Source organism: Micromonospora sp. NPDC049559, assembly GCF_040676675.1.
GTDB lineage: Bacteria > Actinomycetota > Actinomycetes > Mycobacteriales > Micromonosporaceae > JBFAPK01.
The window spans coordinates 17,975-42,255 of record NZ_JBFAPK010000016.1 but is presented as its reverse complement, the minus strand read 5'-3'; the positions used below and the strand labels follow the sequence as shown (position 1 = coordinate 42,255).

General features: G+C 75.3%; 16 protein-coding genes and 1 riboswitch. Of the genes, 4 read left to right on the top strand and 12 right to left on the bottom strand.

The annotated features are described in order from the left end of the window. Window positions 1–43: 43 nt before the first annotated feature. From AB0J86_RS18720 to AB0J86_RS18705, 4 genes are all read right to left on the bottom strand, one after another. Complete coding sequence (locus AB0J86_RS18720; protein WP_363858630.1) at window positions 44–577, bottom strand: hypothetical protein; 534 nt, start codon at window positions 575–577, stop codon at window positions 44–46. A gap of 121 nt (window positions 578–698) precedes the next feature. After that, window positions 699–1,367, bottom strand: coding sequence for a class I SAM-dependent methyltransferase (locus AB0J86_RS18715; protein WP_363858628.1), 669 nt, complete (start codon window positions 1,365–1,367; stop codon window positions 699–701). Window positions 1,368–1,582: 215 nt separating this feature from the next. Beyond that, the gene (locus AB0J86_RS18710; RefSeq protein ID WP_363858626.1) at window positions 1,583–2,923 is read right to left on the bottom strand and encodes a PHB depolymerase family esterase; all 1,341 of its coding nucleotides are present in this window, start codon (window positions 2,921–2,923) and stop codon (window positions 1,583–1,585) included. Window positions 2,924–3,220: 297 nt separating this feature from the next. Then, complete coding sequence (locus AB0J86_RS18705) at window positions 3,221–4,264, bottom strand: LacI family DNA-binding transcriptional regulator (RefSeq protein WP_363858624.1); 1,044 nt, start codon at window positions 4,262–4,264, stop codon at window positions 3,221–3,223. Window positions 4,265–4,560: 296 nt separating this feature from the next. On the opposite strand from AB0J86_RS18705, the gene AB0J86_RS18700 reads away from it, so the two are divergent. Then, window positions 4,561–6,990, top strand: a complete 2,430-nt coding sequence (locus AB0J86_RS18700; RefSeq protein WP_363858622.1) for a glycoside hydrolase N-terminal domain-containing protein — start codon at window positions 4,561–4,563, stop codon at window positions 6,988–6,990. 57 nt (window positions 6,991–7,047) lie between these two features. On the opposite strand, the gene AB0J86_RS18695 is transcribed toward AB0J86_RS18700, so the two are convergent. From AB0J86_RS18695 to cobN, 7 genes are all read right to left on the bottom strand, one after another. Continuing rightward, complete coding sequence (locus AB0J86_RS18695) at window positions 7,048–8,025, bottom strand: family 16 glycoside hydrolase (RefSeq protein ID WP_363858620.1); 978 nt, start codon at window positions 8,023–8,025, stop codon at window positions 7,048–7,050. 22 nt (window positions 8,026–8,047) lie between these two features. Then, on the bottom strand, window positions 8,048–9,955 hold the full coding sequence (locus AB0J86_RS18690; RefSeq protein ID WP_363858618.1) for a LamG-like jellyroll fold domain-containing protein: 1,908 nt from the start codon (window positions 9,953–9,955) through the stop codon (window positions 8,048–8,050). Next, complete coding sequence (locus tag AB0J86_RS18685) at window positions 9,952–12,255, bottom strand: transglutaminase-like domain-containing protein (protein ID WP_363858616.1); 2,304 nt, start codon at window positions 12,253–12,255, stop codon at window positions 9,952–9,954. The genes AB0J86_RS18690 and AB0J86_RS18685 overlap by 4 nt, the downstream gene beginning before the upstream one ends. Then, window positions 12,252–13,397: a DUF58 domain-containing protein gene (locus AB0J86_RS18680; RefSeq protein ID WP_363858614.1), complete on the bottom strand. Its 1,146-nt coding sequence runs from the start codon at window positions 13,395–13,397 to the stop codon at window positions 12,252–12,254. Before AB0J86_RS18680 ends, AB0J86_RS18685 begins: the two co-directional genes overlap by 4 nt. Further along, window positions 13,394–14,410, bottom strand: coding sequence for a MoxR family ATPase (locus AB0J86_RS18675; RefSeq protein ID WP_363858612.1), 1,017 nt, complete (start codon window positions 14,408–14,410; stop codon window positions 13,394–13,396). The genes AB0J86_RS18680 and AB0J86_RS18675 overlap by 4 nt, the downstream gene beginning before the upstream one ends. Before the next feature lie 164 nt (window positions 14,411–14,574). Beyond that, on the bottom strand, window positions 14,575–14,916 hold the full coding sequence (locus tag AB0J86_RS18670) for an MmcQ/YjbR family DNA-binding protein (protein ID WP_363858611.1): 342 nt from the start codon (window positions 14,914–14,916) through the stop codon (window positions 14,575–14,577). Between the two features lie 73 nt (window positions 14,917–14,989). Beyond that, window positions 14,990–18,793, bottom strand: a complete 3,804-nt coding sequence (gene cobN / locus AB0J86_RS18665) for a cobaltochelatase subunit CobN (protein WP_363858609.1) — start codon at window positions 18,791–18,793, stop codon at window positions 14,990–14,992. A gap of 187 nt (window positions 18,794–18,980) precedes the next feature. Next, window positions 18,981–19,104: riboswitch (cobalamin riboswitch) on the bottom strand. Between the two features lie 124 nt (window positions 19,105–19,228). Here cobN and AB0J86_RS18660 point away from each other — a divergent pair. Genes AB0J86_RS18660 through AB0J86_RS18650 form a run of 3 tightly spaced genes read left to right on the top strand, consistent with a single transcriptional unit; the run spans window position 19,229 to window position 22,970 of the window. After that, window positions 19,229–20,686 carry a precorrin-3B synthase gene (locus AB0J86_RS18660; protein ID WP_363858607.1) on the top strand — a complete coding sequence of 486 codons (1,458 nt, stop codon included), beginning with the start codon at window positions 19,229–19,231 and terminating at the stop codon, window positions 20,684–20,686. Beyond that, the gene (locus tag AB0J86_RS18655) at window positions 20,683–21,309 is read left to right on the top strand and encodes a precorrin-8X methylmutase (RefSeq protein ID WP_363858605.1); all 627 of its coding nucleotides are present in this window, start codon (window positions 20,683–20,685) and stop codon (window positions 21,307–21,309) included. Before AB0J86_RS18660 ends, AB0J86_RS18655 begins: the two co-directional genes overlap by 4 nt. Further along, window positions 21,306–22,970: a precorrin-2 C(20)-methyltransferase gene (locus AB0J86_RS18650; protein ID WP_363858603.1), complete on the top strand. Its 1,665-nt coding sequence runs from the start codon at window positions 21,306–21,308 to the stop codon at window positions 22,968–22,970. The genes AB0J86_RS18655 and AB0J86_RS18650 overlap by 4 nt, the downstream gene beginning before the upstream one ends. 46 nt (window positions 22,971–23,016) lie before the next feature. Here AB0J86_RS18650 and AB0J86_RS18645 read toward each other — a convergent pair whose 3' ends face one another. Beyond that, on the bottom strand, window positions 23,017–24,045 hold the full coding sequence (locus AB0J86_RS18645) for an alpha/beta hydrolase-fold protein (protein WP_363858601.1): 1,029 nt from the start codon (window positions 24,043–24,045) through the stop codon (window positions 23,017–23,019). Between the last annotated feature and the right edge of the window lie 236 nt (window positions 24,046–24,281).

The window sequence follows — 24,281 nt, the reverse complement described above, 5'->3', positions numbered from 1 at the left end:
CGCGTCCCGCTATGTGAGCCAAATTTCTCGTTATATGGACTCGCTATCCGACCCCGCCGTCCGCCTCGACCCGGGCCAGCACGTCGGTGACCAGGCGAACCGCCGCCCGACCGTCGCCCTGCATGCGGTTGATCTGGATGGCCAGCACCAGCGCCGTCGCCTCCAGCGCGCGCAGTTCGCGGGGGGTCCAGGGCCCGAACTGCGCCCGCCACAGGCTCGGGCTCAGGTTCAGCGCCGCCGCCGTGATCAGCGCCGACATCGTCGGGATCGCCTCGGGGGCCACCGACTTCGGCATGTGCCGCAGGGCGAGCAGCGCCCCCGGCAGCACTCCCTCCACCACATCCCGCCCGGCCGCCTCGTGCACGGAACGGAGACTGCTGACGAACATGTAGACGAGGGTGCAGAAGCCGTCGGTGACGTCGGAGAGGTCCACCATCGAGGAGACCAGGGTGTCCCGCAACCCGGTCGGCGGTACCCGGTCGGGGTTTTCCATCCGGGCCAGCAGCGAGTCCACCTGCAGGATGGCGGCCGCCACGTCCCCGGCGCGGGCCCGGGGCGGATCGAGCGACGAGGTCATGGGGCACTCCCGGGGAGATCGACGGTCGGTCACTACTCGAACACCAATCGCCATACTGCCAGATCGGGCCGGCCGCGCACCGGGGCGCCGCGCCCACCAGGCGGCTTCCCGGTGCCCCTCGTCACTCGCCCTTCGTGGCGAGCAGACCGAAGATGTCGGGCACGCCGCCGGGCCCGGCCTCGGCCGCGCGCAGCAGCCGCAGGCCGGCCGCCGTGACCGCGTTGACCAGGTCAGCGACGGGAACGTGCCAGGCGCCCACCCGGGCGCGCACCCCGGAAGGGCACCACGCGTCGAGGGTGCGGTCCCGCTCGGCGTACCGCTCGTCGACGACGATCCTGGTCGGATCGCGGCGGTCGGCGAAGGCGCCCACGAAACAGGGGTGCACGCCGACGTGCACGAAGCGCCCGCCGGGCCGCAGCGCACGGGCGACCTCCCGCAGCACCGCCGGGTAGTCCGGCAGGTCGGTGTGGCCGAGCACGCAGACCGCCGCCGGAACCGCCCCGTCGCGTACCGGCAGCGCGGCGGCGCCGCCCACCGCGGCCGGCAACCGCCGTACGCCGTACCGCAGTTGCCCGCGGGAGAGGTCGACACCGAGCGGCGTCCAGCCCAGTTCGCGCAGCACGCCCGCCCGCGCCCCGGTCCCGCAGCACACGTCCAGGCAGCCACCCGTACCACCGCCGAGCAGGTCGCGCAGCATCCCGTCGACGCGCCGGTTGTACTCCTCGGTGGCGGTGCCGATGTACTCCTCGTACCAGTCGGCGTGCGCGTCGTAGAGCGCGGGCGTGGCCATGGGTCGACCGTAACGGCGGGCCGGGGGCCGCGTGGTGCCGCTTCACTCACGGCCAATCCGGCTTGCGTGGCCCGGGGCGGGGAGCGGCGCGATCCCAGTCCGTGCGGTGCGGACCGGCCGCGCGCGGCTCCGGGCCTGCCGGAGCGGCGGGCCGGTCGGCGCGGTCGCCGGGGAGCCGGGTGGCGCCGGCGAGGTCGGCGCCACCCGGAACGCGGTCAGGCGATGGTGCAGGCGGTGCCGTTGAGCGTGAAGGACGACGGCCGCCCGGTGTTGCCGGTGTGCGTGGCCTGGAAGCCGATGCTCACCGACGCGTTCGGCGCGATGGTGCCGTTGTAGGAGACGTTCCTGGCGGTGACCGCGCCGCTGCTCGGGCTGTACGAGGCGTTCCAGCCGGAGGTGATGGTCTGTCCGGCCGGGAGGGTGAACGCCAGGCTCCAGCCGTTGACGGCGCCGCTGCCCCGGTTGGTGATGGTGATCGCGGCGGTGAAGCCGTTGTTCCAGGCGTTGACGCCGTAGGCCACCGCGCAGCCGCCCGCCGGGGGCGCCGTGGTCGGCGGCGCGGTGGTGGGCGGAGCCGTCGTCGGCGGGGCGGTGGTCGGGGGCGCCGTCGTCGGCGGGGCGGTGGTGGGCGGGGTGGTGCTGTCCAGCCCGAAGAAGCGGATCGCCTCGGCCGCGTTGACCGGCAGGTTGTGCGACACGCCCTGCATGCTGATCGCCTCGACCGGGGCCTGGCCGCCGCTGCCGCCGTACCGGGTCCGGGTGTAGCCCGACTGCGGCGTGTCGGTGTAGGTGGGCGTCTGGCTCAGCCCGTGGACGTTGGTCCACTGCTTGATCTCTTCACCGAAGTTCGGGTACCGCAGCGTCTCGTCGCTGGTGCCGTGCCAGAGCTGCATCCTCGGCCGCGGTCCGCTGTAGCCGGGATAGGCGTTGCGCACGGCGTCGCCCCACTGCTGCGCGGTGCGGATGATGGTGCCGTTGGCGCACTCGCTGTTCCAGGTCGAGCCGCCGGTCGTGGCGAAGCAGCTGAACGGCACCCCGGCGAAGGCCGCCCCGGCGGCGAAGACGTCGGGGTAGAGCGCGAGCAGGACGTTGGTCATCATCGCGCCGGACGAGGTACCGGTGGCGAAGACCCGGGCCGGGTCGGTGTTGTACCGCTGCTGCACGTACCGGACCATCGACATGATCGACACGGGGTCGCTGCCGCCGTCGCGCCGTAGCGCCTGCTGCGTGTAGACGTCGAAGCACTGGCCGCTGCGGGTCGCCGACGGATAGATCACGATGTAGCCGTACCGGTCGGCCAGGGAGGCGAACTGGGTACCGGAGTAGAACGCCGGGCCCGAGCCGGTGCAGTAGTGCACGGCGACCAGGATCGCCGGCCGGGCCGCGAGCCGGTCCGGTACGTAGAGGTGCATCCGCAGGTTACTGGGGTTCGTACCGAAGTTGGTGACCTCGGTCAGCGTCGCCGCCGAGGCCGGCGGCGTGGGGAGGGTCAACCCCACCAGCGCCAGCGCCGCTGTCACTCCGACGGCCCCGAGCGTGGCTAGCAGGCGTTTCATCTGGGATCCCTTCGACGCCGGCGCGGGGCGACCCGCGGCCACCCCGCCGCCATCTGTGTGAAACATTTCGAAGTATCGATTGAAACCTTTCGGAGCACAATACATCGCTGAGCTTGGATGTATTGGAGCAGCGTCCGCGCCGGTCACCGGCGATCACGGCACCGCGGGCGCGTCCGCTTCCGGTGACGTTCCGGAAGGCCGGGCCGACGCGCACCGGCCGGCGCGCACCCGGTCAGCCGGCCGCCGACGACTCGCCCCGTCCGGCCGGGAGCGACGACAGGCGCCCCGCCGAGGGACTCAGCAGGAGCCGTGCGGGGGTGCGGTGCTCTCGCGTACGACGAGCCGGGTGGCCAGCTCGACCCGGTGCTGCTCCAGGGCCCGACCGGCGGCCAGTTCGACGATCATCCGGGCGGCGGTGGCGCCCATCTGCTCAAGCGGCTGGCGGACGGTGGTCATCGGCGGCCCGGACCAGCGGGTGAAGGCGAGGTCGTCGAAGCCGACCACGCTCAGCTCCTCCGGCACGCGTACGCCGGCCCGCCGGGCCGCCTCGTAGACCCCGAGCGCCTGGAGGTCGTTCGCGGTGAAGACGGCCGTGGGCGGCTCCGGCAGGCGCAGCAGCGCGGCACCGTCGGCCAGCCCGCCCTCGACGTAGAGGGTGCTGATCCGGACCAGGTCCGGCTCCACCGGCACCCCCGCGGCGTCCATCGCCGCCCGGTAGCCGTCGAGGCGGGCACGGCAGCAGGGCCACTGGACCGGGCCGCTGAGCATCGCGATGCGGCGGTGGCCGAGGTCCAGCAGGTGCCGGGTCGCGGCCAGGCCGCCGTTCCAGTTGGTCGCCCCGACCGACGGCGTCCGGTGCAGCGGCTCACCGGTCGGGTCCAGCACGACCAGCGGTACCGACCGGGTGGCCAGCTGCGACTGCTGGGCGACCGTCAGCTCGGAGAAGACGGCGATGACGCCGGCCGGCCGGCGGGTCAGCACCTGCTCGGTCCAGGCCCGTCCCGGGGTCAGCCGCCCCTGCATCTCGGTGAGCACCACGGCCAGGTCGTTCTCCCGCGCGACCCGCTCCACGCCCCGGATGATCTCCAGCGCCCACGGGCTCTCCAGCGCGTGGAACACCAGCTCCAGCACGGCGATCGAGCTGCTGCCGGCCGGACGCCGGTAGCCGTGCTCGCGCAGCACCGCCTCGACCCGCTGCCGGGTCGCCAGCGCCACCCCGGACTGTCCGTTCAGGACCCGGGACACGGTCGGCGCGGAGACCCCCGCCAGCCGCGCGATCTCCACCACCGTCAACGCCCCGTCGCGACCCCTGGCCGCCGGCCGTGGCTCGGTGACGCTCACCGCCGCAGCCTACGCGAACGACGCCACGCCGCGGCGGTACCGCGGGGCCTCCGGGCAACCCGAGGGACTCGCGCCCGGCCCCAGTCATCCGATCTCTGCCGATCGGCGCCGGGCAGCCAGTCCGGCCCGCAGGACAGCTTTCCCTGGTCACCGGTTACGGTGGCGGGTCCGGACGGCGTGTTCGAGGCGCCACCCGTTGACAATTCATAATTAATGATCGTACGTTTCAGCGATCGCGCCCCGCCGGACATCCCGGTCGCGCTCCCCCGGCGCCAACTGTCAAGGAGGGTACGGAGATGACGGACGACGCTGCTCAACAGCCCGGTGACGATCCGGGTGCGACGGTCGCGGGTGGACCGTCGAGGCGGGACTTCCTCCGCCTGACCGGAGCCGCCGGCGCGGGGCTCGCACTGGTCGGTGCCCGGCCGTTCGCGGCGCACGCCGAACCGGTACGCCCCACCGGTGTCTCGCTCGTCGCCGAGGCGGAGGCGACCACGCTCTGGTACCGCACCCCCGCCGACGAGGGAAAGATCATCGAGCAGGGGCTGCCGATCGGCAACGGTCGGCTCGGCGGCCTCGTCGGCTGCGACCCGGTCGACGACTTCGTCTACCTCACCGACGCCTCGTTCTGGACCGGCACCCGCAACGACGTGCTCCAGGACGACGGGCAGTTCCCCTACGGCCCGACCGACTTCGGCAGCTTTGGGCTGCTCGCCAAGGTACGCGTCGCGCTGCCGGGTCACCCGCCGGATGCGGTGACCGACTACCGCCGGCAGCTCGACCTGAGCAACGGCGTCGTCTCGGCGACCTACCGCCACCAGGGGGTCCGCTACCGGCGCGAGATCTACGCCAGCCACCCCGACGACGTGGTCGTCATCCGGCTGACCCAGTCCGGCGGCGGAACCCACGAGGGCTCGGTGTCGCTGGCCGGTACGCACGGCGAGACGACCGCCGGTGCCGGCACCGGCCTGTCGTTCGCCGGTACGCTCGACAACGGGCTGCGGTACGCGGCGGCGGTGACCGTGGTGGGTCGCGCCGGGACCGTCCGCGTCGAGGGCTCCCGGATCACCTTCGCCGGCTGCCGCGAACTCCTCGTCGTCGTCAGCGGCGGCACGAACTACGCCCCCGACCCGGACCGCGGCTACCGCGACCCGGCCGCCGACCCGCTCGCCATCGCCCGGGCCAAGGTCGCCGCCGCCGCGAAGCTGCCCGGCACGACGCTGCTCACCACCCACGTGGCGGACTACCACCGGCTCTACAACCGGATGACGATCCGGCTGGGCGAGTCGTCGAAGACCCAGCGGGCGCTGGACTCGTGGTCCCGCATCACCGTGCGCCACACCGACCCGTCCCAGCCGGACCCGGAGTTGGAGGCGGCCTACCTGCAGTTCGGCCGGTACCTGACGATCACCGGCTCGCGGGACAGCCTGCCGCTGAACCTGCAGGGGCTCTGGCTGCACAACAACACCCCGGACTGGTACAGCGACTACCACACCGACATCAACGTCCAGATGAACTACTGGCTCGCCGACCGGGCGGGGCTTGGCGAGTGCTTCCACGCGCTGGCCGACTACTGCCTGTCCCAGCTGCCGTCCTGGACCGCACAGACCGGCCGCCTCTTCAACGATCCGCGCAACCGGTTCCGCAACTCCAGCGGCCGCGTCGCCGGCTGGACGGTGGCCTTCTCCACCAACATCCACGGTGGCCTCGGCTGGTGGTGGCACCCGGCGGGCAACGCCTGGCTCTGCAACTCGCTCTGGCAGCACTACGAGTTCACCCAGGACAGGGCGTACCTCGAAAAGATCTACCCGGTCCTCCGGGGCGCCGCCGAGTTCTGGCAGGCCCGGCTGATCACCGCCACCGTCACCGACCCGGAGACCGGCGCGTCCCGGGAGGTGCTGGTCGACGACGCCGACTGGTCGCCCGAGCACGGGCCGCAGGACGCCAAGGGGATCACGTACGCGCAGGAGCTCGCCTGGGACCTCTTCGGCCAGATCGGTACCGCCGCCGCCCGGCTCGGCCGCGACGGCGCGTTCGCCGAGACGGTCACGGCGCTGCGGGCCCGCCTCCACCTGCCCCGGGTGAGCCCGAAGACCGGCTGGCTGGAGGAGTGGATGAGCCCGGACAACCTGGGCGAGCAGACGCACCGGCACCTCTCGCCGCTGATCGGCTTCTTCCCGGGCGACCGGATCAACACCGACACCGCCGGGGACGAGCTGCTCGACGGCGTACGGGAGCTGCTGACCGCCCGGGGCATGGACAGCTTCGGCTGGGCGTGCGCCTGGCGTTCGCTCTGCTGGGCCCGGCTGCGCGAGGCCGAGAAGGCGTACCAGCTTTACCTCACGGTGCTGCGACCGTCGATGAACAACGGCAACGGCACGGCGGCGAACTTCTTCGACATGTACAGCCAGGGCGACCGCACCATCTTCCAGATCGACGCGAACCTCGGCGGCGCCGCCGCGGTGCTGGAGATGCTGCTCTACTCCCGGCCCGGCGTGATCGAACTCCTGCCCGCCCTCCCTGCGGCCTGGGCGGCGGACGGGGAGGTCACCGGCGTCGGCGCGCGCGGCGGCTTCGAGGTCGACCTCAGGTGGCGCGGCGGCCGGGCCACCAGCGCGACGGTACGCAGCGTCGGCGGTACCGCCACCGAACTGCGGCACGGGTCGTGGCGGCGGGACATCACCCTGCGGCCCGGTGAGTCGATCACCGTGACGCCGGGCCGCTGACGCCGTCGTCCCCGGCCACCGGCTCCCGCCGCCCGACGGGAGCCGGTGGCGCGCCGGTCAGGGCTGCCAGAGCCGTACGTGGTGGAAGACGGTCTCGCCGTCCGGGTCGGTACCGTCCGGCGCCTTCCCACCGTCGGTGAAGACCCCGATGCCGCCCTCGGCGAACTGCCCGTCGGTCATCTCACCGACCCGTTCGCCGTCGACGTACACGGCGAACCGGTCTCCCACCGCGGTCACCGCGAGCCGGTGCCGCCGCGCCGGATCGGGTGCCGGCGCCTGGCCGGTGAAGAGGTCCGGGTCGGCCGGGCTGCCCGCGACCCCCTTGCTGAGCCAGACCGTCCCGCTGCGGCCGACCTCCGCGAAGTACCAGCTTCCTTCGCCGCTCTGGCGGAAGAAGATCCCCGCCGCCCGGGCCGTACCGAAGGAGAACTCGACCTCGTACGTGAAGTCCCGTACCGATTTCGTGCCGTAGCACTCGTGGTACTTGTTGCCCCCGGTCGACGCCACGTGGTAGCCGTCCGGGCCGAACCGGCAGGTCCCGGTTCCCGAGTTCAGGTTCCGCCAGCCCCCGTTCTCGGCCACCATCGCCTGGTCGAGCAGCACGGTCCGGTGCCCGGGCGGATAGGGGTTCCCGGCCGTGCCCCGGCCGGCGGCGGTGGTCGCGGCCGAGGTCGCCGTCGGGGTGGCGGTCGGTCCCGGCGACGCCAGTGTGCGCCGGTCCGGGGAATCCTCCCCACCGGGCAGCAGGAACGCGAGGAGCAGCCCTACCACGACCACGGTCAGGCCGCCGGCGATGGCGACCCGGGCCTTGGGCGGATAGCGGCGCCACCAGCGCGCCGGCCCGGTGGCCCGCGGTTGGGCGGCGTCCTGTCCCCGTTGGCGGCCGTCCTGTCCCCCGGACCGGCCGGATCCGGTGGACTCCGTTCGCCGCCGTGCCACGATCTCACCGATGACCGTGGCGATGACCGTGAACACGCCGGAGACGAGGGCGCTCACCAATCCCGCCTGGTCCAGCGAGCGAAACCAGTCGACCATGTCCTTCCCTTCCCGTCCGAGATCAGGGTCGCCACACCCGTACGTCGCGGAAGATGGTTTCCCCGTGCGGGTCCGCACCGTCGGGCGCCCGGCCGCCGTCGGTGAAGACGCCGATCGGGCCGGCGTCGAACTGCCCGTCCGTGATCGAGCCGACCCGTTCGCCGTCCACGTAGACGGTGAGCGTGTCGCCCACACCGGTCACCGCCAGCCGGTGCCACCCGTTCGGGTCCGGCGGGTCGACGGAGCCGGTGAACAGGTCGGGATCTTCCGGGACCCCGGCGACACCCTTGCTCAGCCAGACCGTCCCGCTGCGACCGATCATCGCGAAGTACCAGCTTCCGTCGCCGCTCTGGCGGACGAAGACTCCCGCCGCGCGGGCCGTACCGAAGTGGAACCGCACCTCGTAGGTGAAGTCCTCGACCCGGAGGTCGCCGTAGCACTCGTGGAACCTGTGCCCGTTGCTCGACTCCACGTGGTAGCCGTCCGAGGCGAACCGGCAGGTGCCGGTGGCGTCGTTGTCGTTGCTCCAGCGGCCGGTGTTCCTCGTCATCGGATCGTCGAGCACCAGCCGGTCGTGCTCCCGCAGGTAGGGGTTCCTCGGTGTGGAAGGGGTCGGCGAGGGCGTCCGGGTCCGGCTCGGCGACGGCGTCGGTGACCGGCTCGGCGTGCGCGAGGGGGTGGGGCTGGCGCTCCGGTCCGTCGGGCCGGGGCGGGGCGACGGCCCGGGCGGCGCGGACGAGGCCGTCGGCGGCGGGGTGGCCGTGGCCGGCGGGCCGGCGGGCGGGGCGCCGCCGTACTTGACCAGCCGGCGCGCCGACCCGTCCGCCGCGACGACGGCCGCCGCCGGCCCGTCCGGGTCGTTGAGGAAGACCACGCCGCCCGCGACCGACAGCTCGACCCGGGCGCCCGGGTCGGCCAGCCGCTCGGTGGCCGCGCCCGGGCCGCCGGCGAGGTCGACGATCCGTACCACGCCCGCCCCGCGGTCCGGCACGAAGACCGCGCCCCGCGCCCCCACGGCCGCCCCGAGTTCCGGCCCGGCGCCGACCAGCGTGGTCCGGCCGGAGCAGGTGTCCGCCCGCACCTCGCAGCGCAGCAGCGTCGCGTCGGCAGGCCGGACCGCCAGCAGCCACGGCCCGTCCGGCACGCCGCTGACCAGGTCGTCGGGGCCGATGTCGACGGGCAGCTCGTGCACGACCTCGCCCCGCTCGGGCGAGAGGAGATAGGCCCGCCGCGCATCCGCGTCCACCAGCACCGGCCCGGCGCCGGTCACGACCAGGCGCCGCGCGCCGCCCGTCGACCCGGCCGAGCCCGTCACCGCCGGACCCGCTCCGCCCGGACCCGCTCCGGCCGGCGGCGCGAACGCCCGCGGCACCGCCGGGGCGTCGGCGAACCGGGTCAGCCCGCCGTCGCGGCGCAACCCCCAGAGGTACCGGTCGTCGCCGGCCAGCGCCGACAGCTCCCCGGACGGTACGTCCACCGGCCGCGGCGCGTGGGTCGCCCCGTCCACCCGTACCAGCGGGCCCGGCGGTGCCGTCACGTAGCCGGCCCGGCCCTGCTGGGTCACGGTGAACGGGCTGCCCGGCGGCGCCACCGGCACCGTCGCCGCCACCTCGGCCGAGACCCCGTCGACCAGCGTGAGCGCGCCGATCGCCCGCGACGCCAGCCAGGCGGAGGCGTAGCGCACGGCGGGTCGGGTGGCTGGGTCGCCCCGGTGCACCCCGACGACCGCGACGCCGACCGGCAGCACGATCGCGAGCAGCGCCGCCGGCAGCGACCGCCAGCGCCGGCCGGACCGGACCGCGCCGAGGGTTCGGGCCAACCGGCCCGGACCGCCGGCGCGGGTCAACGGACCGGCGCCGACCGCCCGGGCCGGCCGGGTCGGACCGGCGGGACCGCCGGGTGGCGGCCTCCACGGGCGCGGCTCGATCATCGGGCCACCCCCTCCCGACCCGGTTCCGCCGTCGGCGAGGCGCGGTACCGGTCCGCCCTCGACCGCCACCACCCACGCGACGGGCGGCGGTGGGCCAGGAACGGCCGGGGGTCGAACGAGGCCAGATACCGCCGGTACGACGTCGGCGGGTACCGCAGCCAGCGGCGGACGACGGCTTCGAGATCCCAGGCGGCCCGCACCGCCGGCTCGTCCGGAGCCGTCACGTCGAAGAACGCCGCGGTGACCGCCCCGGCCAGCAGCGTCAACTCCGGTGGGCCCGGTGCTCCGGCGGGCGCCGGCACCCGCCGCGCCGCCTCCCGGGCGATCTCGACGGGCGTCATGGCGGAGGTCAGCGGCACCCGGCGGTACCGGAGCCGTTCCATCGTCTCGGCCCACGCGCCGGCCAGCCGGCTCGTGGTCGTGCCCCGGGTGCGCCGGCGCCGCCGCCGCAGCGCCCGGGCCAGCGGTACCAGCGGCAGCGCGAGCACGCCGAGCAGCACCGGTGCCACGAGCAGCGGCAACACGCGGCCCAGCCCGGCGGAGCCGACCCAGGCCGGGGCCTCCGGCACGGGTGTCGCGACGGCGGAAGGGCTCGGATCCGGCGCCGGGGTGGCCGGCGGCGGGACCGGAGCGACCCGGCCGGGAACGGCGGGGCTGTCGCCGGTCGGTTCGAACGGCATCCAGCCGTACCCGGCGAACCGGACCTCCGGCCAGGCGTGGGCCTCCCGCGTGGTGACCGCGTACCGTCCCCGCTCCCCCGGCGGCAGGCGGAAGCCGACCACGACCCGCGCCGGGTAGCCGAGCATCCGGGCCAGCACCGCGAACGCGGCGGCACGCTGTTCCGCGTGGCCCGCGCCGCCGCCGGCCACGGCGAGCGCCGCGTACGAGTGCCCGGGCGGCGCGTCGAGGTCGTACGGCAGCGACCGCAGGTGCCGCTCGACGGCGCGGAGCTTGTCGACCGGGCGGGCGGCCGGGGCGGTGAGCCGGTCCAGCAGCTCGGCGAGCGCGCGGGGCGGTTCGCCGGGCAGCTCCCGCAGGCGCGGGTCGGCGGCGCCGTCCGGTACCGCCGCGTCGAAGCCGGCGTCGGCCGGGCGTACCCGCGCGGTGACGGCGTAGCCGAGCCCGGCCGCGCCGGGCGGGTCGGTGACGAGCGTGGCGGGATCGTCGGCGACCGCGAACCGGTACGGCCCCGGGGTCTGCGCGTCGACCCGGTACGGCCGGCCCGCCACCGGTAGGAACGGCCCGGCGAGCCCGTCCAGGGTGACCCGGAACCGCACCTCGTCCGCGCCGGTGTCGGTGCCGGTGCCGCCGCCGGCCGGGGCGCGGCCGACGGGCAGGTGCCGGGCGTCGGTGCTCCACAGCACCCCGTCGTACCGGTCGAGCGCCATCAGCCGGACCCGATCGCCGAGGGCGGCCGGCGGCCCGGCGACGACCTCCAGCGAGAAGAGCGGCCGGGGCGGGTTTCGCCGCAGCTCGACCCGGACCGTCGACAGTGGATCGACCACCGGCGCGACCCGGACCGGCGGCCGGAGCAGGCGGCCGGCGTCGGCCCGGTCGGCTCCGGCGGCCAGCACGCGCACCGGACCGAGGGCCAGCCCGGCGGTGGCGAGGGCGACCACGGCCACGAGGACCGCCGGCGCCAGCGCCGCGCCGATCCGCCCGGGGCCGCCCCGACCGCCTCGGTCGGCGGGGGCGGGCCGGCCGGAGCGGCGTACCGCCAGCGTTGCCGCCGCCGCCACGACGAGCAGCGTCGTGGCCGGCAGCGAGTCGACGACGGCGGGACCGGAGAGCACCAGCGCCACGACGAACGAGGCGAGCGGCGGGGCGACCGGTGCCACCGCCGACCGGGTGCGCACCGCGAGGACGGTCGCGCCGGCCGCCGCGCCGAAGTGCGTGAGCAGCGGCGCCACGAGCAGCTCCCCGACCGCCCCCGTGGGCACCCGCGCCGACAGCATCCGCGCCCAGCCGCCGCCGACGCCCGCCAGGACGGCGGCGGCCGTCCGCACGCCGGGCAGCCCGTGCCAGAGCGTCCCGGGGAAGGCCAGGTACGCGGTCAGCAGCGCGGCGATCCCGCAGCCGGCCAGCAGCAGCCCGGCCGGCGACCCGCGCCGGCCGGCGAGCAGTCCGAAGGCGATCCCGGCCACCGCGGCGACCAGCAGCGGGACCAGATATCCGGTCCCAGCGAAGAAGCCCCGGTAGAGCAGCCCGCCGGCCAGCGTCGCCAGCAGCCCGAGCGCCACGGCCGCGGTCGGACGGGCGGGCGCGGTCACGGCCGACGTGGGCCGCGCGGGCGCGGTCACGGCCGCCGCCACAGTCGTACGAAGTCGGCGCTGCCGCCGACCCGGACGACGGAGACGGGCGCGGCCGCCGGGGCGGGCGCCGACTCGTCCGCGTCGACCGCGACCACGTGTACCGCCGCCCACGCCGGGGCCGTCCGGGCGAGCGCCGCCGGTTCGTCCGCCTCGATCCGCCCGGTCACCAGGATCAGGGCCGTCGGTGCGGCGGGCGGGGCCGGCGGCACGATCGCCGGCAGACCCCGCCGCGCCGGGCCGGTGGTGACCGTGGTGAGCAGGTCCAGCACCGCCGTCTCCGACGTCGCGGTGCCGGCGGGGCCGCGCAGGCTGGCCGGTACGCCGGAGCGGATGGCGGAGACGCAGATGGCGGCGGCCACCCGGACCGCCTCGTCGAACAGCTCCGGCCCGTACCGGTGCGCCCCGGTGTCGAGCACCACCACGCAGCCGGGACGGCTCGGCGGCACCCGCTCCTCGCGGACCATCAGGTCGCCGGTACGGGCGGAGGACATCCAGTGGATCAGGCGGTGGTCGTCGCCGGGCTCGTACGGCCGCAGGGTGTGGAAGGAGCTGTCGTCCGAGACCGCGCCCGCGCGCGTGGCCCGGCGCGACGGTGCGGCCGTACGGTCCACGCCGGGCACGAGCACGGGGTGGACCCGGGGATGCACGGTGACCACGCTCGGCTGCCCGTGCGCCACCCCCTGGCGCCACAGCCCGAACGGGTCGGCCCGACCGACGAGCGGCGGCGGGAGCCGGTGCACGCCCCGGCGCTCGAAGACCACCTCGTACGGCTCGACCTCGTGGCGCCCGCCCGGCGGGACGGCCGGTACCCGCAGGGACGTCGCGGTCGCCGGGTCGACCACCTCGGCCGGGCCGCTGCGGCGGCGGCCCGGGTTCGAGACGGTGACCCGGCAGCGGGCGGAGCCGCCCTCGGGCAGCCGCCCCGGTTCGAACCGGCGCTCGGCGCGCACCTGCGGCGGCACCACCGTCCGCAGCAGGCCGTACCCGAGGGCGAGGGCCCCGGCCAGGCCGATCGTGACCAGCTCCGGATAGTCGGCGACGGCGCCGGCCGGCACCAGCAGCGCCGCGGCGGCCAGCACCCGGCGGCCGGTCCGGGTGAGCCGGGGCCGGGTCCGGCGCCGGCCGGTCACCGCGGCCTCGTCACGGCGACGTCCCGCAGCACCTCCGCCACCAGTTCCTCCGGGTCCGTACCCGCGGCCTCCGCCTCCCCGGTCAGCAGCAGTCGGTGGCCGAGGACGGGTACGGCCACGTCCTTGACGTCGTCCGGGGTGACGTACCGCTGGCCGCGCGAGGCCGCCTGGACCCGGGCCGCCAATCCGAGCGCGATGGCGCCGCGCGGGCTGATCCCGAGCCGGACCACCTGCCGCATCGTGCGCCGCAGGTCCCGGGTGGCGCGGATGATCCGGACCACGTACCCGGTCAGCTCGTCGCTGACGGCGACCTCGCGGACCGCCGCCAGCATCTCCCTCACCTCGGCGAGGGTCAGCACCGGCTTGAGGGCGTCGGGCGTCTGGTCGGCCAGCTCCTGTTTCACGATCTTCTCTTCGGCCGACTCGTCCGGATATCCCATCGGCAGCCGCATCATGAACCGGTCGAGCAGCCCTTCGGACAGGGGATAGGTGCCCTGGTGGTCGAGCGGGTTCTGGGTCGCCAAACAGATGAACGGACGATGTACGAGAGCCGTCTCAAGCCCGACGGTCACCTGGCGCTCGGCCATGACCTGCAACAATGCGGACTGTGTTTTCGGTGCGGCCCGATTGATCTCGTCACCGAGCAGGACATTGCAGAAGACCGGACCCCGATGGAACGAGAAATCCTCCGTGGCGCGATGGAATATCTGTGCGCCGACCAGGTCGGAGGGCAGGAGGTCGGGGGTGAACTGTATCCTGTTGAACTCTCCGCCGATGGATTTGGCGATCGCCTTGGCCAAAGAGGTCTTGGCCAGCCCGGGCACGTCCTCGATCAGCAGGTGCCCCTCGGCGAACAGGCAGACCAAGGCCAACGAGACCGTGCGGGACTTACCGTGGATCACCTGCTCGACATTGTGCTTCACGTGATCGAAACGCGTTTGGAAGACGCGGACACCCGTCATCAGAAGAACGCCCCTTCTCGATGGCGGAAATAAGCCTATCGCCGCGCTCACGCGAACACGAGGCGCATTGTCCGGTAAGAGACTCGGGGTCGACCATTCGATTGACCGGCCATCGATTCTTCGATCCGGCCGTCGCGCCGACCGGTGCGGACCGGCAATTTCACACGCTTTCCCGCCACATCCGGCAGCCCGGCGCCGGCGCGCGCCCGGTGCGGTCAGTCGCCCAGGCGCTGCCGGGCGAGGAACTTGGGGACCACCATCCGCCACGCCTCGGTGACCAGTTCGGTCATGTGGTCGTGATCGAGCCGGTCGAGCCGGCAGCAGGCCCAGTTGAAACGCAGGTCGGCGGGGGGCGGGAGGAAGAACAGCTCCGGGTCGCCGGCGATCAGGGCGTCGCGCTCCTCCTTCGGGAACCCGAAGCCCATCGTCGTCTCGTCCCGGGAGAACGCCACGTAGACGATGGCGCCGACCCGGAACTTGACCCGGTCGCGGATCAGGTGCTCGCTGGTGCGCGGCAGCGTCCGGGCCAGTGCGCGTACGTCGTCGACGGTGACCACCCGGCGACGCTACCGCCGCCGTACGACACCTTCGCCGCGACGGCCGCCCGACCCCGGTACGCCGGCCGCCCGCTCACCGCCCGGACGTGCCGTCCTCCAGGTCGCCCTCGGTCTGCACGTACAGCTCACGCAGGGCGTCCAGGGTGGCCGGCTCCGGGCGCTCCCAGAGCCCCCGGCCGGCGGCCTCCAGCAGCCGCTCGGTGATGCCGTGCAGCGCCCACGGGTTCGACTCGCTGAGGAACTTGCGGTTCTCCGGGTCGAGCACGTACGCCTCGGTGAGCTTCTCGTACATCCAGTCCGCGACCACGCCGGCCGTGGCGTCGTACCCGAAGAGGTAGTCCACCGTCGCGGCCAGCTCGAACGCGCCCTTGTAGCCGTGCCGGCGCATCGCGGCCAGCCAGCGCGGGTTCACCACCCTGGCCCGGAAGACCCGCGCCGTCTCCTCGCCGAGGGTACGGGTCCGGACCGCGTCCGGGCGGGTGCTGTCCCCGACGTACGCGACCGGGCTCCGCCCGCTCAGCGCCCGTACCGTGGCGATCATGCCGCCGTGGTACTGGAAGTAGTCGTCGGAGTCGGCGATGTCGTGCTCCCGGCTGTCGGTGTTCTTCACCGCCACCGCGATGCGCCGGTACGCGTTCTCCATGTCGCCGCGCGCCGCCACCCCGTCCACGCCGCGCCCGTAGGCGTAGCCGCCCCAGACCGCGTACACCTCGGCCAGGTCGGCGTCACCGCGCCAGTTCCGGCTGTCGATCAGCGGCAGCAGCCCGGCCCCGTACGCGCCGGGCTTCGAGCCGAAGATGCGCAGGGTGGCGCGCCGTTCGTCGCCGTGCCCGGCCAGGTCGGTCCGGGCGTGTGCCCGTACGTAGTTCGCCTCGTCCGGCTCGTCCAGCCCGGCGACCAGCCGCACCGCGTCGTCGAGCAGCCCCACCACGTGCGGGAACGCGTCCCGGAAGAAACCGCTGATCCGCATGGTCACGTCGATGCGGGGCCGGCCCAGCTCGGCCAGGTCGATCGGCGCCAGGCCGGTGACCCGGCGCGACGCCTCGTCCCACCGGGGCCGCACGCCGAGCAGGGCCAGCACCTCGGCGATGTCGTCGCCCGCGGTACGCATGGCGCTGGTGCCCCACATGGAGAGCCCGACCGAGCGCGGCCACTCGCCCGTGTCGGCCCGGTACCGGGCCAGCAGCGAGTCGGCCATCGCCTGACCGGTCTCCCAGGCCAGCCGGCTCGGCACGGCCTTCGGGTCGACGGAGTAGAAGTTGCGCCCGGTCGGCAGGACGTTGACCAGGCCGCGCAGCGGGGAGCCGCTCGGCCCGGCCGGCACGTACCCGCCGTCGAGGGCGTGCAGCACCGCGGTGAGCTCGTCGGTGGTACGGGCCAGCCGCGGCACGATCTCGGTGGCCGCGAACTCGAGCACGCGTACCACGGCGTCGCGGTCCGGGCCCGTCGCCGGCCCGTCCGCGCCGGTGCCGGCGGAGCTGCCGGTGCCAGTGGCGTTGCCGGCGGAGTTGTCGATGCCGGCCTCGCCGGGCGGGTCGCCGCCGGTGTCGGCGTCGGTGCCGGGGCCGGTCAGCAGCTCGCGGCAGACCTCGGCGGCCGAACCGGGACGCCAGTCCCGCCGCTCCATCGCGGCGACCAGCGACCGGGCCAGCTCCTCGACCCGGTCCACGTCGCCGCGGGCGGCCTCGCCCGACTCGGTGAGCCCCAGCGCCTCCCGCAGGCCGGGCAACGCGGCGACCTGGCCGGCCCACATCTGCCGGGCCCGCAGCATGGCCAGGACCAGGTCGACCCGCGTCTCACCGGCCGGCGGCTGGCCGAGCACGTGCAGCCCGTCGCGGATCTGCACGTCCTTCACCTCGCAGAGCCAGCCGTCGACGTGCAGCAGGAAGTCGTCGAACTCCGCGTCGTGCGGGCGGTCGGCGATGCCGAGGTCGTGGTCGAGCCGGGCCGCCCGGATCAGCGTCCAGATCTGGGCGCGGATGGCGGGCAGCTTGGCCGGGTCGAGCGCCGCGATCGAGGAGTGCTCGTCGAGCAGCTGCTCCAGCCGCGCGAGGTCGCCGTAGCTGTCGGCCCGCGCCATCGGCGGGATGAGGTGGTCGACCAGGGTGGCGTGGGCGCGCCGCTTGGCCTGCGTACCCTCGCCCGGGTCGTTGACCAGGAACGGGTAGATCAGGGGCAGGTCGCCCAGCGCCGCGTCCGGGCCGCACGCCGCCGACATGCCGAGCGTCTTGCCGGGCAGCCACTCCAGGTTGCCGTGCTTGCCGACGTGCACCACCGCGTGCGCGCCGAACTCGTCGGCGAGCCACCGGTACGCGGCCAGGTAGTGGTGGCTCGGCGGCAGGTCCGGGTCGTGGTAGATGGCGATCGGGTTCTCCCCGAAACCACGGGGCGGCTGCACCATCACCACGACGTTGCCGGCGCGCAGCCCGGCCAGCACGATCTCGCCGCCCGGGTCGCGGGAGCGGTCGACGAAGAGTTCGCCGGGCGGCGGTCCCCAGTGCCGTTCCATCCCCTCCCGCAGCTCGGCCGGCAGCGTGTCGTACCAGGCCCGGTAGCGGTCGGCGGGGATGCGGATCGGGTTGCCCTCCAGCTGCTCCTCGGTCAGCCAGTCGGGATCCTGCCCGCCCGCCGCGATCAGGGCGTGCACCAGCGCGTCGCCGTCGCCCGCGGCCACACCCGGCAGCGCGTCCGGCCCGTCGGCCGGTCCGATGTCGTAGCCCCGCTCGCGCAGGGCGGCGAGCAGCCGCACCACGCTGGCCGGGGTGTCCAGGCCGACCGCGTTGCCGATCCGGGAGTGCTTCGTCGGGTACGCCGAGAGCATCAGCACCACCCGGCGCTCGGCCGGCGGTACGTGCCGCAGCGCGGCGTGCCGTACGGCGATGCCGGCGACCCGGGCGGCCCGCTCCGGGTCGGCCACGTAGACGGTCAGCCCGTCCGAGTCGATCTCCTTGAACGAGAACGGCACGGTGATCAGGCGCCCGTCGAACTCGGGGATCGCCACCTGGGTGGCCGTGTCCAGCGGGCTGAGCCCGTCGTCGTTCGCCGCCCAGCTGGCCCGGCTGCTGGTCAGGCAGAGCCCCTGCAGGATCGGTACGTCCAGCGCGGCGAGCGCGCCGACGTCCCAGGCGTCGTCCTCGCCGCCGGCTCCCGCCTCGGCGGGCCGGGTACCGCCGGCCGCGAGCACCGTCACGACCAGCGCGTCCGCCTCGGCGAGGGTGGCGAGCAGCTCCGGTTCGGCGCTGCGCAGCGAGGCGCAGTAAACCGGCAGCGGCCGGCCACCGGCGGCCTCGATAGCGTCGCAGAGCGCCTCGACGAACCCGGTGTTGCCGGCGACGTGATGGGCCCGGTAGTACAGCACGCCGACCACGGGCCCGTCGGCGGGCACGCCCGGCCGCACGACGGGCACACCCGGCTGCGCGGCGGACACGCCCGGCCCGTCGACGCGGCGCGCCGTCCGCTCCAGCCGGCCCCAGGCCGGGGTGGGCGCCGGGGCGGCGAAGCCGTGGCCGGTGAGCAGCACCGTGTCGGAGAGGAAGCGGTACAGCTCGCCGAGGTTCGCCGGGCCGCCATGGGCCAGGTACGCGTGCGCCTCGGCGGCGACCCCCGCCGGCACCGTCGAGCGGCGCATCAGCTCGGCGTCGGGGGCCTGCTCGCCGCCGAGCAGCACCACCGGCAGCGCCCCGGCCAGCAGCGCGTCGAGCCCTTCCTCCCAGGCCCGGTAGCCGCCGAGGAGGCGTACCACGACCAGCTCGACGCCGTCGAGCAGCGCGGGCAGGTCCGCGACCTCGACCCGGGCGGGGTTGGCCAGCCGGAACTCCGCGCCGCTGGCGCGGGCGCTGAGCAGGTCGGTGTCCGAGGTGGAGAGCAGCAGGATCACGCGGCACCGCCGGCGGGGTGCGCGGCGGACGGGCGCTCGCGGTACGGCATGGTCGGTCCTCACTCGGGGTCCGCGCCCCGGGTCGTCGGGTCGTGGCGCGGAACCGCCCGTGGAGCCGGGCGGCGTTGGCGACCACACGGCGCGCGCCGGGCCCGCTTGCCCGTCTCGCACCGCTGACGGCGGCCCGGAGTCTCCTGGCTCCCGGATCGTCGCTCGCCCCGGTCTTCCCGCCCGGATGGGCCGTGACCGTCGGTGGGGTCCGCTCCCCGGTGACAGTGGCGGGACCGCGCCGGAATCTCACCGGCTTCCTCCACCTGCCGCCGCGTACAGCGCCCCACACTCTCATGATTCGGGAGCCGTTCGTCAAGCCGGCGCTCCGGCAGCGGCGGCGGCACCAGCGGCGATCCGGTCGCGGCAGCCCGTAGTATCCGCCGGGTGTGGTCACCTCGTTCCGCGCCGGACGCCTGCCCGGGCACCCTGCGGCCGCATCGCGCCGCCGACGGCGGGCTGGTCCGGGTACGGGCACCGGGCGGCCGGCTGCGCGCCGGTCAGCTCGCCGTGCTCGCCGCCGCCGCGGCCGAGTTCGGTGACGGTGCCCTGGAGCTGACCTCCCGGGGCAACCTGCAGCTGCGGGGCCTGGCCCCGGAGGGTGAGCGGGAGTTCGCCGGGCGGCTGGCGGCGGCGGGCCTGCTCCCGTCGCCCAGCCACGAGCGGGTACGCAACGTGATCGCCTCGCCGCTGAGCGGGCGCGACGGCGCCGGCCGGTACGACGTGCGCCCGCTCGTGACGGCGCTGGACGAGGGGCTCTGCGCCGACCCGGTACTGGCCGGGCTGCCGGGGCGGTTCCTGTTCACGCTCGACGACGGGCGGGGCGACGTGACCGGGTTCGGCGGCGACGTCGGGCTGCTCGCCGTCGGGGACGGCGCGCTGGCGCTGCTGCTCGACCGCGTCGACACCGGCGTACGGGTCCGCCCGGGCGAGGCCGCCGGGGCCGCGCTGCTCGCGGCGCGGGCCTTCCTGGACGAGCGGGCCGCCCAGGGCTCGTCGGCCTGGCGGCTGGCCGAGCTGGCCGGCGGGGCCGCGCGGGTGGCGGCCCGGCTGCGCGCCGCGCTCTCCGCGTCCGGGATGCCGGCGACGTCGGCGCCGGACCGGGCCGCCGCCGACCGGCCGCCGGGCGGGACCGCCTTGGACCGGCCGGACGATCCCGTCGCGGACCGGCCGGTGGGCGGGATCGCCGCGCCGGCGGGACGGCCGCCCCTGGGCCGCATCGCCCAGTGCGACGGCCGGTACGCCCTCTCGGCCGCGGCGCCGCTCGGCCGGTTGACCGCGCCGATGCTGGACCTGCTCGACGCGGCGGCCCGCGCCGGCGGCGACGAGATCAACATCACCCCCTGGCGGAGCGTCGTCATCCCCGATCTGGCCGCGCGGGAGGCTTCCCGGTGGCTGGGGGCGCTCGCCGCCGGTGGGCTGGTCACCGACCCCGGCTCGCCCTGGGCGGGCGTGAGCGCCTGCGCCGGGCGGCCCGGCTGCGCCAGGTCGCTGGCGGACGTGCGGGCCGACGCGGACGCGGCGCTCGACCACCGGTCCGGGCCGCCGCCCGTGCCGGGGCCGCCGCCGCGGGCGCTGCCAGCGCGGGCGTCGGCGGTGCGCGCAGCGTCGGCGCAGGCGTTGCCGGCGCAGGCGTTGCCAGCGCGAGGAGCGCCGGCCGGGGACGTGTTGCCGGTGCACTGGGTCGGGTGCGGTCGCCGCTGCGGTCGCCCGGCGGAGCGGCACGTCGAGGTGCTGGCCACGGCCCAGGGGTACGAGGTCCGGCTGGACGGCGCGCTGCGGTCCCGGTCGGCGGAGTTGACGGAGACGGCGGCCGCGATCGCGGCGGCCCGGAGGGATGCATGATCGACTACGTCCGGGACGGCGCGGAGATCTACCGCCGCTCGTTCGCCACCATCCGCGCCGAAGCGGACCTCGCCGCGCTCCCGGCCGACGTCGCCGCCGTGACGGTACGCATGATCCACGCCTGCGGGATGGTCGACCTGCCACGCGACGTGGCGTACTCCCCCGGCGTCGTCACCGCCGCCCGGGCGGCGCTGCGGGCCGGCGCGCCGATCCTCTGCGACGCCGAGATGGTCGCCGCCGGGGTGACCCGCACCCGGCTCCCCGCCGACAACGAGGTGATCTGCACGCTGCGCGACCCGCGGGTACCCGCCCTCGCGGCCGAGCTGGGCACCACCCGCAGCGCGGCGGCCCTGGAGCTGTGGCGGGACCGGCTCGACGGGGCCGTGGTGGCGGTCGGCAACGCCCCGACCGCGCTGTTCCGCCTGCTGGAGCTGGTGGAGTCGGGCGCCGGACGGCCGGCCGCCGTGCTCGGCATCCCGGTCGGGTTCATCGGTGCGGCCGAGTCGAAGCAGGCGCTCGCCGAGCATCCCGCCGCCCTGGAGCACCTGGTGGTGCACGGGCGGCGCGGCGGCAGCGCGATGACCGCGGCGGCGCTCAACGCCATCGCGAGCGAGAGGGAATGACCAGCATGGACGGTCGGGCTACGGGACGGCTGTACGGCGTGGGGCTCGGGCCGGGCGATCCCGAGCTGGTGACGGTGAAGGCGGTCCGGCTGATCGAGCGGGCCGCCGTCGTCGCCTACCACAGCGCCCGGCACGGACGCAGCGTCGCGCGGGCCATCGCCGCGCCGTACCTGCGCGCCGGCCAGGTGGAGGAGGCGTTCACGTACCCGGTCACCACGGAGACGACCGACCACCCGGGCGGGTACCGGGGCGCGATCGAGGAGTTCTACGCCGACTGCGCGGCCCGGCTCGCGGCGCACCTGGACGCCGGCCGGGATGTCGTGGTCCTCTGCGAGGGCGACCCGTTCTTCTACGGCTCCTACATGCACATGCACAAGCGCCTCGCCGGCCGGTACGAGGCCGAGGTGGTGCCCGGGGTGACCTCGGTGAGCGCGGCGTCGGCGGTGCTCGGCCGGCCGCTGGTCGAGCGGGACGAGGTGCTCACCGTGCTGCCCGGCACGCTGCCGCCGGAGGCGCTGGCCGAACGGCTGGCCGGCACGGACTCGGCCGCCGTGCTGAAGCTGGGGCGGACCTTCGGCGGGGTCCGGGAGGCGCTGGCCGAGGCGGGACGCCTCGACGAGGCGTGGTACGTCGAACGGGCCACCGGCGACCGCCAGCGGGTCGCCCCGCTCGCCGAGGTGGATCCCGCGAGCGTGCCGTACTTCTCGCTGGCGCTGCTGTCGAGCCGGGTGCACGAACGGACCCGGGCCGAGCTGGCCGGGCCGGTGGCCTCGGCCGTCGCCGGGTCGGTGGCTTCGGCCGTCGCCGGGGCGGCGGTCGCCGAGCGCTCCGGCGGTGGCCCGGCCGAGCCGGCCACGGAGCCCGGCGGCGAGCCGAGCGGGACGGCCCAGGAGCCCGGCGGCGAGCCGGGCGGGCGGGGTGAGGTGCTGGTGGTCGGCCTCGGGCCGGCCGGCCGGGACTGGCTGACCCCGCAGGCCCAGGCCGCCCTGGCCGGCGCGGACGACCTGGTCGGCTACGGACCGTACCTGGACCGGGTGCCCGCCAACCCGCGCCAGCGACGGCACGCCTCGGACAACCGGGTCGAGGCGGAGCGGGCCGAGTTCGCCCTGGCCCTGGCCGGCCGCGGGCGGCGGGTGGCGGTGGTCTCCTCCGGCGATCCCGGCGTCTTCGCCATGGCGGCGGCGGTGCTGGAGGTCGCCACCGAGCCGCGCTGGAAGGACATCCCGGTCCGCGTCCTGCCCGGCCTGACGGCCGCGCAGGCGGTGGCCAGCCGGGTCGGCGCACCGCTGGGCCACGACTACTGCGTGCTCTCGCTCTCGGACCGGCTCAAGCCCTGGGAGGTCATCGCGGAGCGGCTGACCGCGGCGGCCCGCGCCGACCTGGTCATCGCGATCTACAACCCGGGTTCGAAGAGCCGGACCTGGCAGGTCGCCGCCGCCCGGGACCTGCTGCTGGAGCACCGGTCGCCGGAGACGCCGGTGGTGCTCGGCCGCGACGTCGGCGGCGACGACGAACGGGTACGCGTGGTCCGGCTCGCCGACCTCGACCCGGCCGACGTGGACATGCGTACGCTGCTGCTGGTCGGCTCCTCGACCACCCGGGTCGCGGCGAGAGGCGGCGGTGACCAGGTGGTCTTCACGCCGCGCCGCTACCCGGCCTGAGCCCGGACGGGAACGGCACCCCGGACCGGGCGACGCTCCCGGTGGCTCAGCGGGCGAGGCGCTGGGCCAGCCAGGCGAGGGCCAGCGGGTAGCGGTAGTCGATCGACATGTGCCCCGCGTCGAAAAGTTCGAAGCGCACCCGGTCGTCCGGCACGCCGGCCCTGGTCAGTTCGGCGCGGAACGCCTCGGCGCCCAGGTCGAGGAACCACTCGTCCCGGGTCCCCGCGTCGATCCAGACCGCGCGCCACGAACGGGCCGCGTCGGCATACCGCTCGACCATCCGTACCGGGTCCCAGTCGAGCCACCGCTGCCACAGCTCGGGTCGCAGCACTCCGGTGCGCGGGTCGAAGGGCAGCTCGGGGGTGCCGTCCGGAGCGGCCGAGAAGCAGGCGCTGCAGCCGAGCGTCATCAACAGGGTCTGGTCGGCGGCCTTCGTGAACGAGGGACGCGACCGGAAGTCCGCCCACCAGCGCATGATGTCGTGGTCGTAGTCGCGCAGGTGGCGGACCGCCTTGCCGAACTCGGGCAGGTAGCACAGCTCGTAGAGGGTGTCGCCGGCGTGGGTGGCGAGCGCCCCGAACAGGTCGGGGCGGAGCATCGGGGTGATCATCGCCCCGAAGCCGCCCGAGGACTTGCCGGCGATGGCCCGCGACTCCCGGTCGGCGATGGTGCGGTACCGCGCGTCGACCCAGGGCACGACCTCGTCGCAGAGGTACGAGTGGTACGCCCCGGTGCCGGGCGAGTCGACGAACTGCGAGCCGCCGTACGCCGTCCAGGCGTCCACGTAGACGACGACACACCCGGGGGCCTGCCCGGAGGCGAAGACCTCGTCGGCGGTCTCGATGAACGGCTGCCGGTACGGCATCCGGTTCGCCCACATGCCGACGTGACCGGTGTAGCCCTGGATCACGTAGACCGTCGGGTACCGTCGCGCCGGATCGTCGTCGTACCCCGGCGGAAGGTACACCCAGATCGGTCGCTCGTACGGGTCGCCGAGCGCGTTGTCCCGCAGCAGCTCGGAGACGATCACCTCACGGTCGAGCCGGCCGGCCAGCTCGGTGTCCCACGGCAACATGCGCCCAGCAGATCACCGTCGGTCCGCGCGGCACAACCCCTCGGCACCCGGTGAACCTCCGGTGGGACGACGACTCCGGCCAGGATTTCCGCTTCGTTCGGGCCGGGGACCGCGTTCAGCCGCGCCTCGGCGGCCCGCCACCGGTAGTCCTCGGCCCAGTACCGGCCAGGTCCCGCACCAGCTCCTGCGGCATCCCCTGGGACCCGGGGGCCGGCGCCGGCTCGGGCCAGCGGGTA

Bases quoted from the DNA above. Each gene is read 5' to 3' on its own strand.
- AB0J86_RS18715 (WP_363858628.1), bottom strand. From the start codon at position 1,367: ATGGCCACGCCCGCGCTCTACGACGCGCACGCCGACTGGTACGAGGAG.
- AB0J86_RS18710 (WP_363858626.1), bottom strand. From the start codon at position 2,923: ATGAAACGCCTGCTAGCCACGCTCGGGGCCGTCGGAGTGACAGCGGCG.
- AB0J86_RS18645 (WP_363858601.1), bottom strand. From the start codon at position 24,045: ATGTTGCCGTGGGACACCGAGCTGGCCGGCCGGCTCGACCGTGAGGTG.
- AB0J86_RS18720 (WP_363858630.1), bottom strand. From the start codon at position 577: ATGACCTCGTCGCTCGATCCGCCCCGGGCCCGCGCCGGGGACGTGGCG.
- AB0J86_RS18695 (WP_363858620.1), bottom strand. From the start codon at position 8,025: ATGGTCGACTGGTTTCGCTCGCTGGACCAGGCGGGATTGGTGAGCGCC.
- AB0J86_RS18700 (WP_363858622.1), top strand. From the start codon at position 4,561: ATGACGGACGACGCTGCTCAACAGCCCGGTGACGATCCGGGTGCGACG.
- AB0J86_RS18655 (WP_363858605.1), top strand. From the start codon at position 20,683: ATGATCGACTACGTCCGGGACGGCGCGGAGATCTACCGCCGCTCGTTC.
- AB0J86_RS18650 (WP_363858603.1), top strand. From the start codon at position 21,306: ATGACCAGCATGGACGGTCGGGCTACGGGACGGCTGTACGGCGTGGGG.
- AB0J86_RS18690 (WP_363858618.1), bottom strand. From the start codon at position 9,955: ATGATCGAGCCGCGCCCGTGGAGGCCGCCACCCGGCGGTCCCGCCGGT.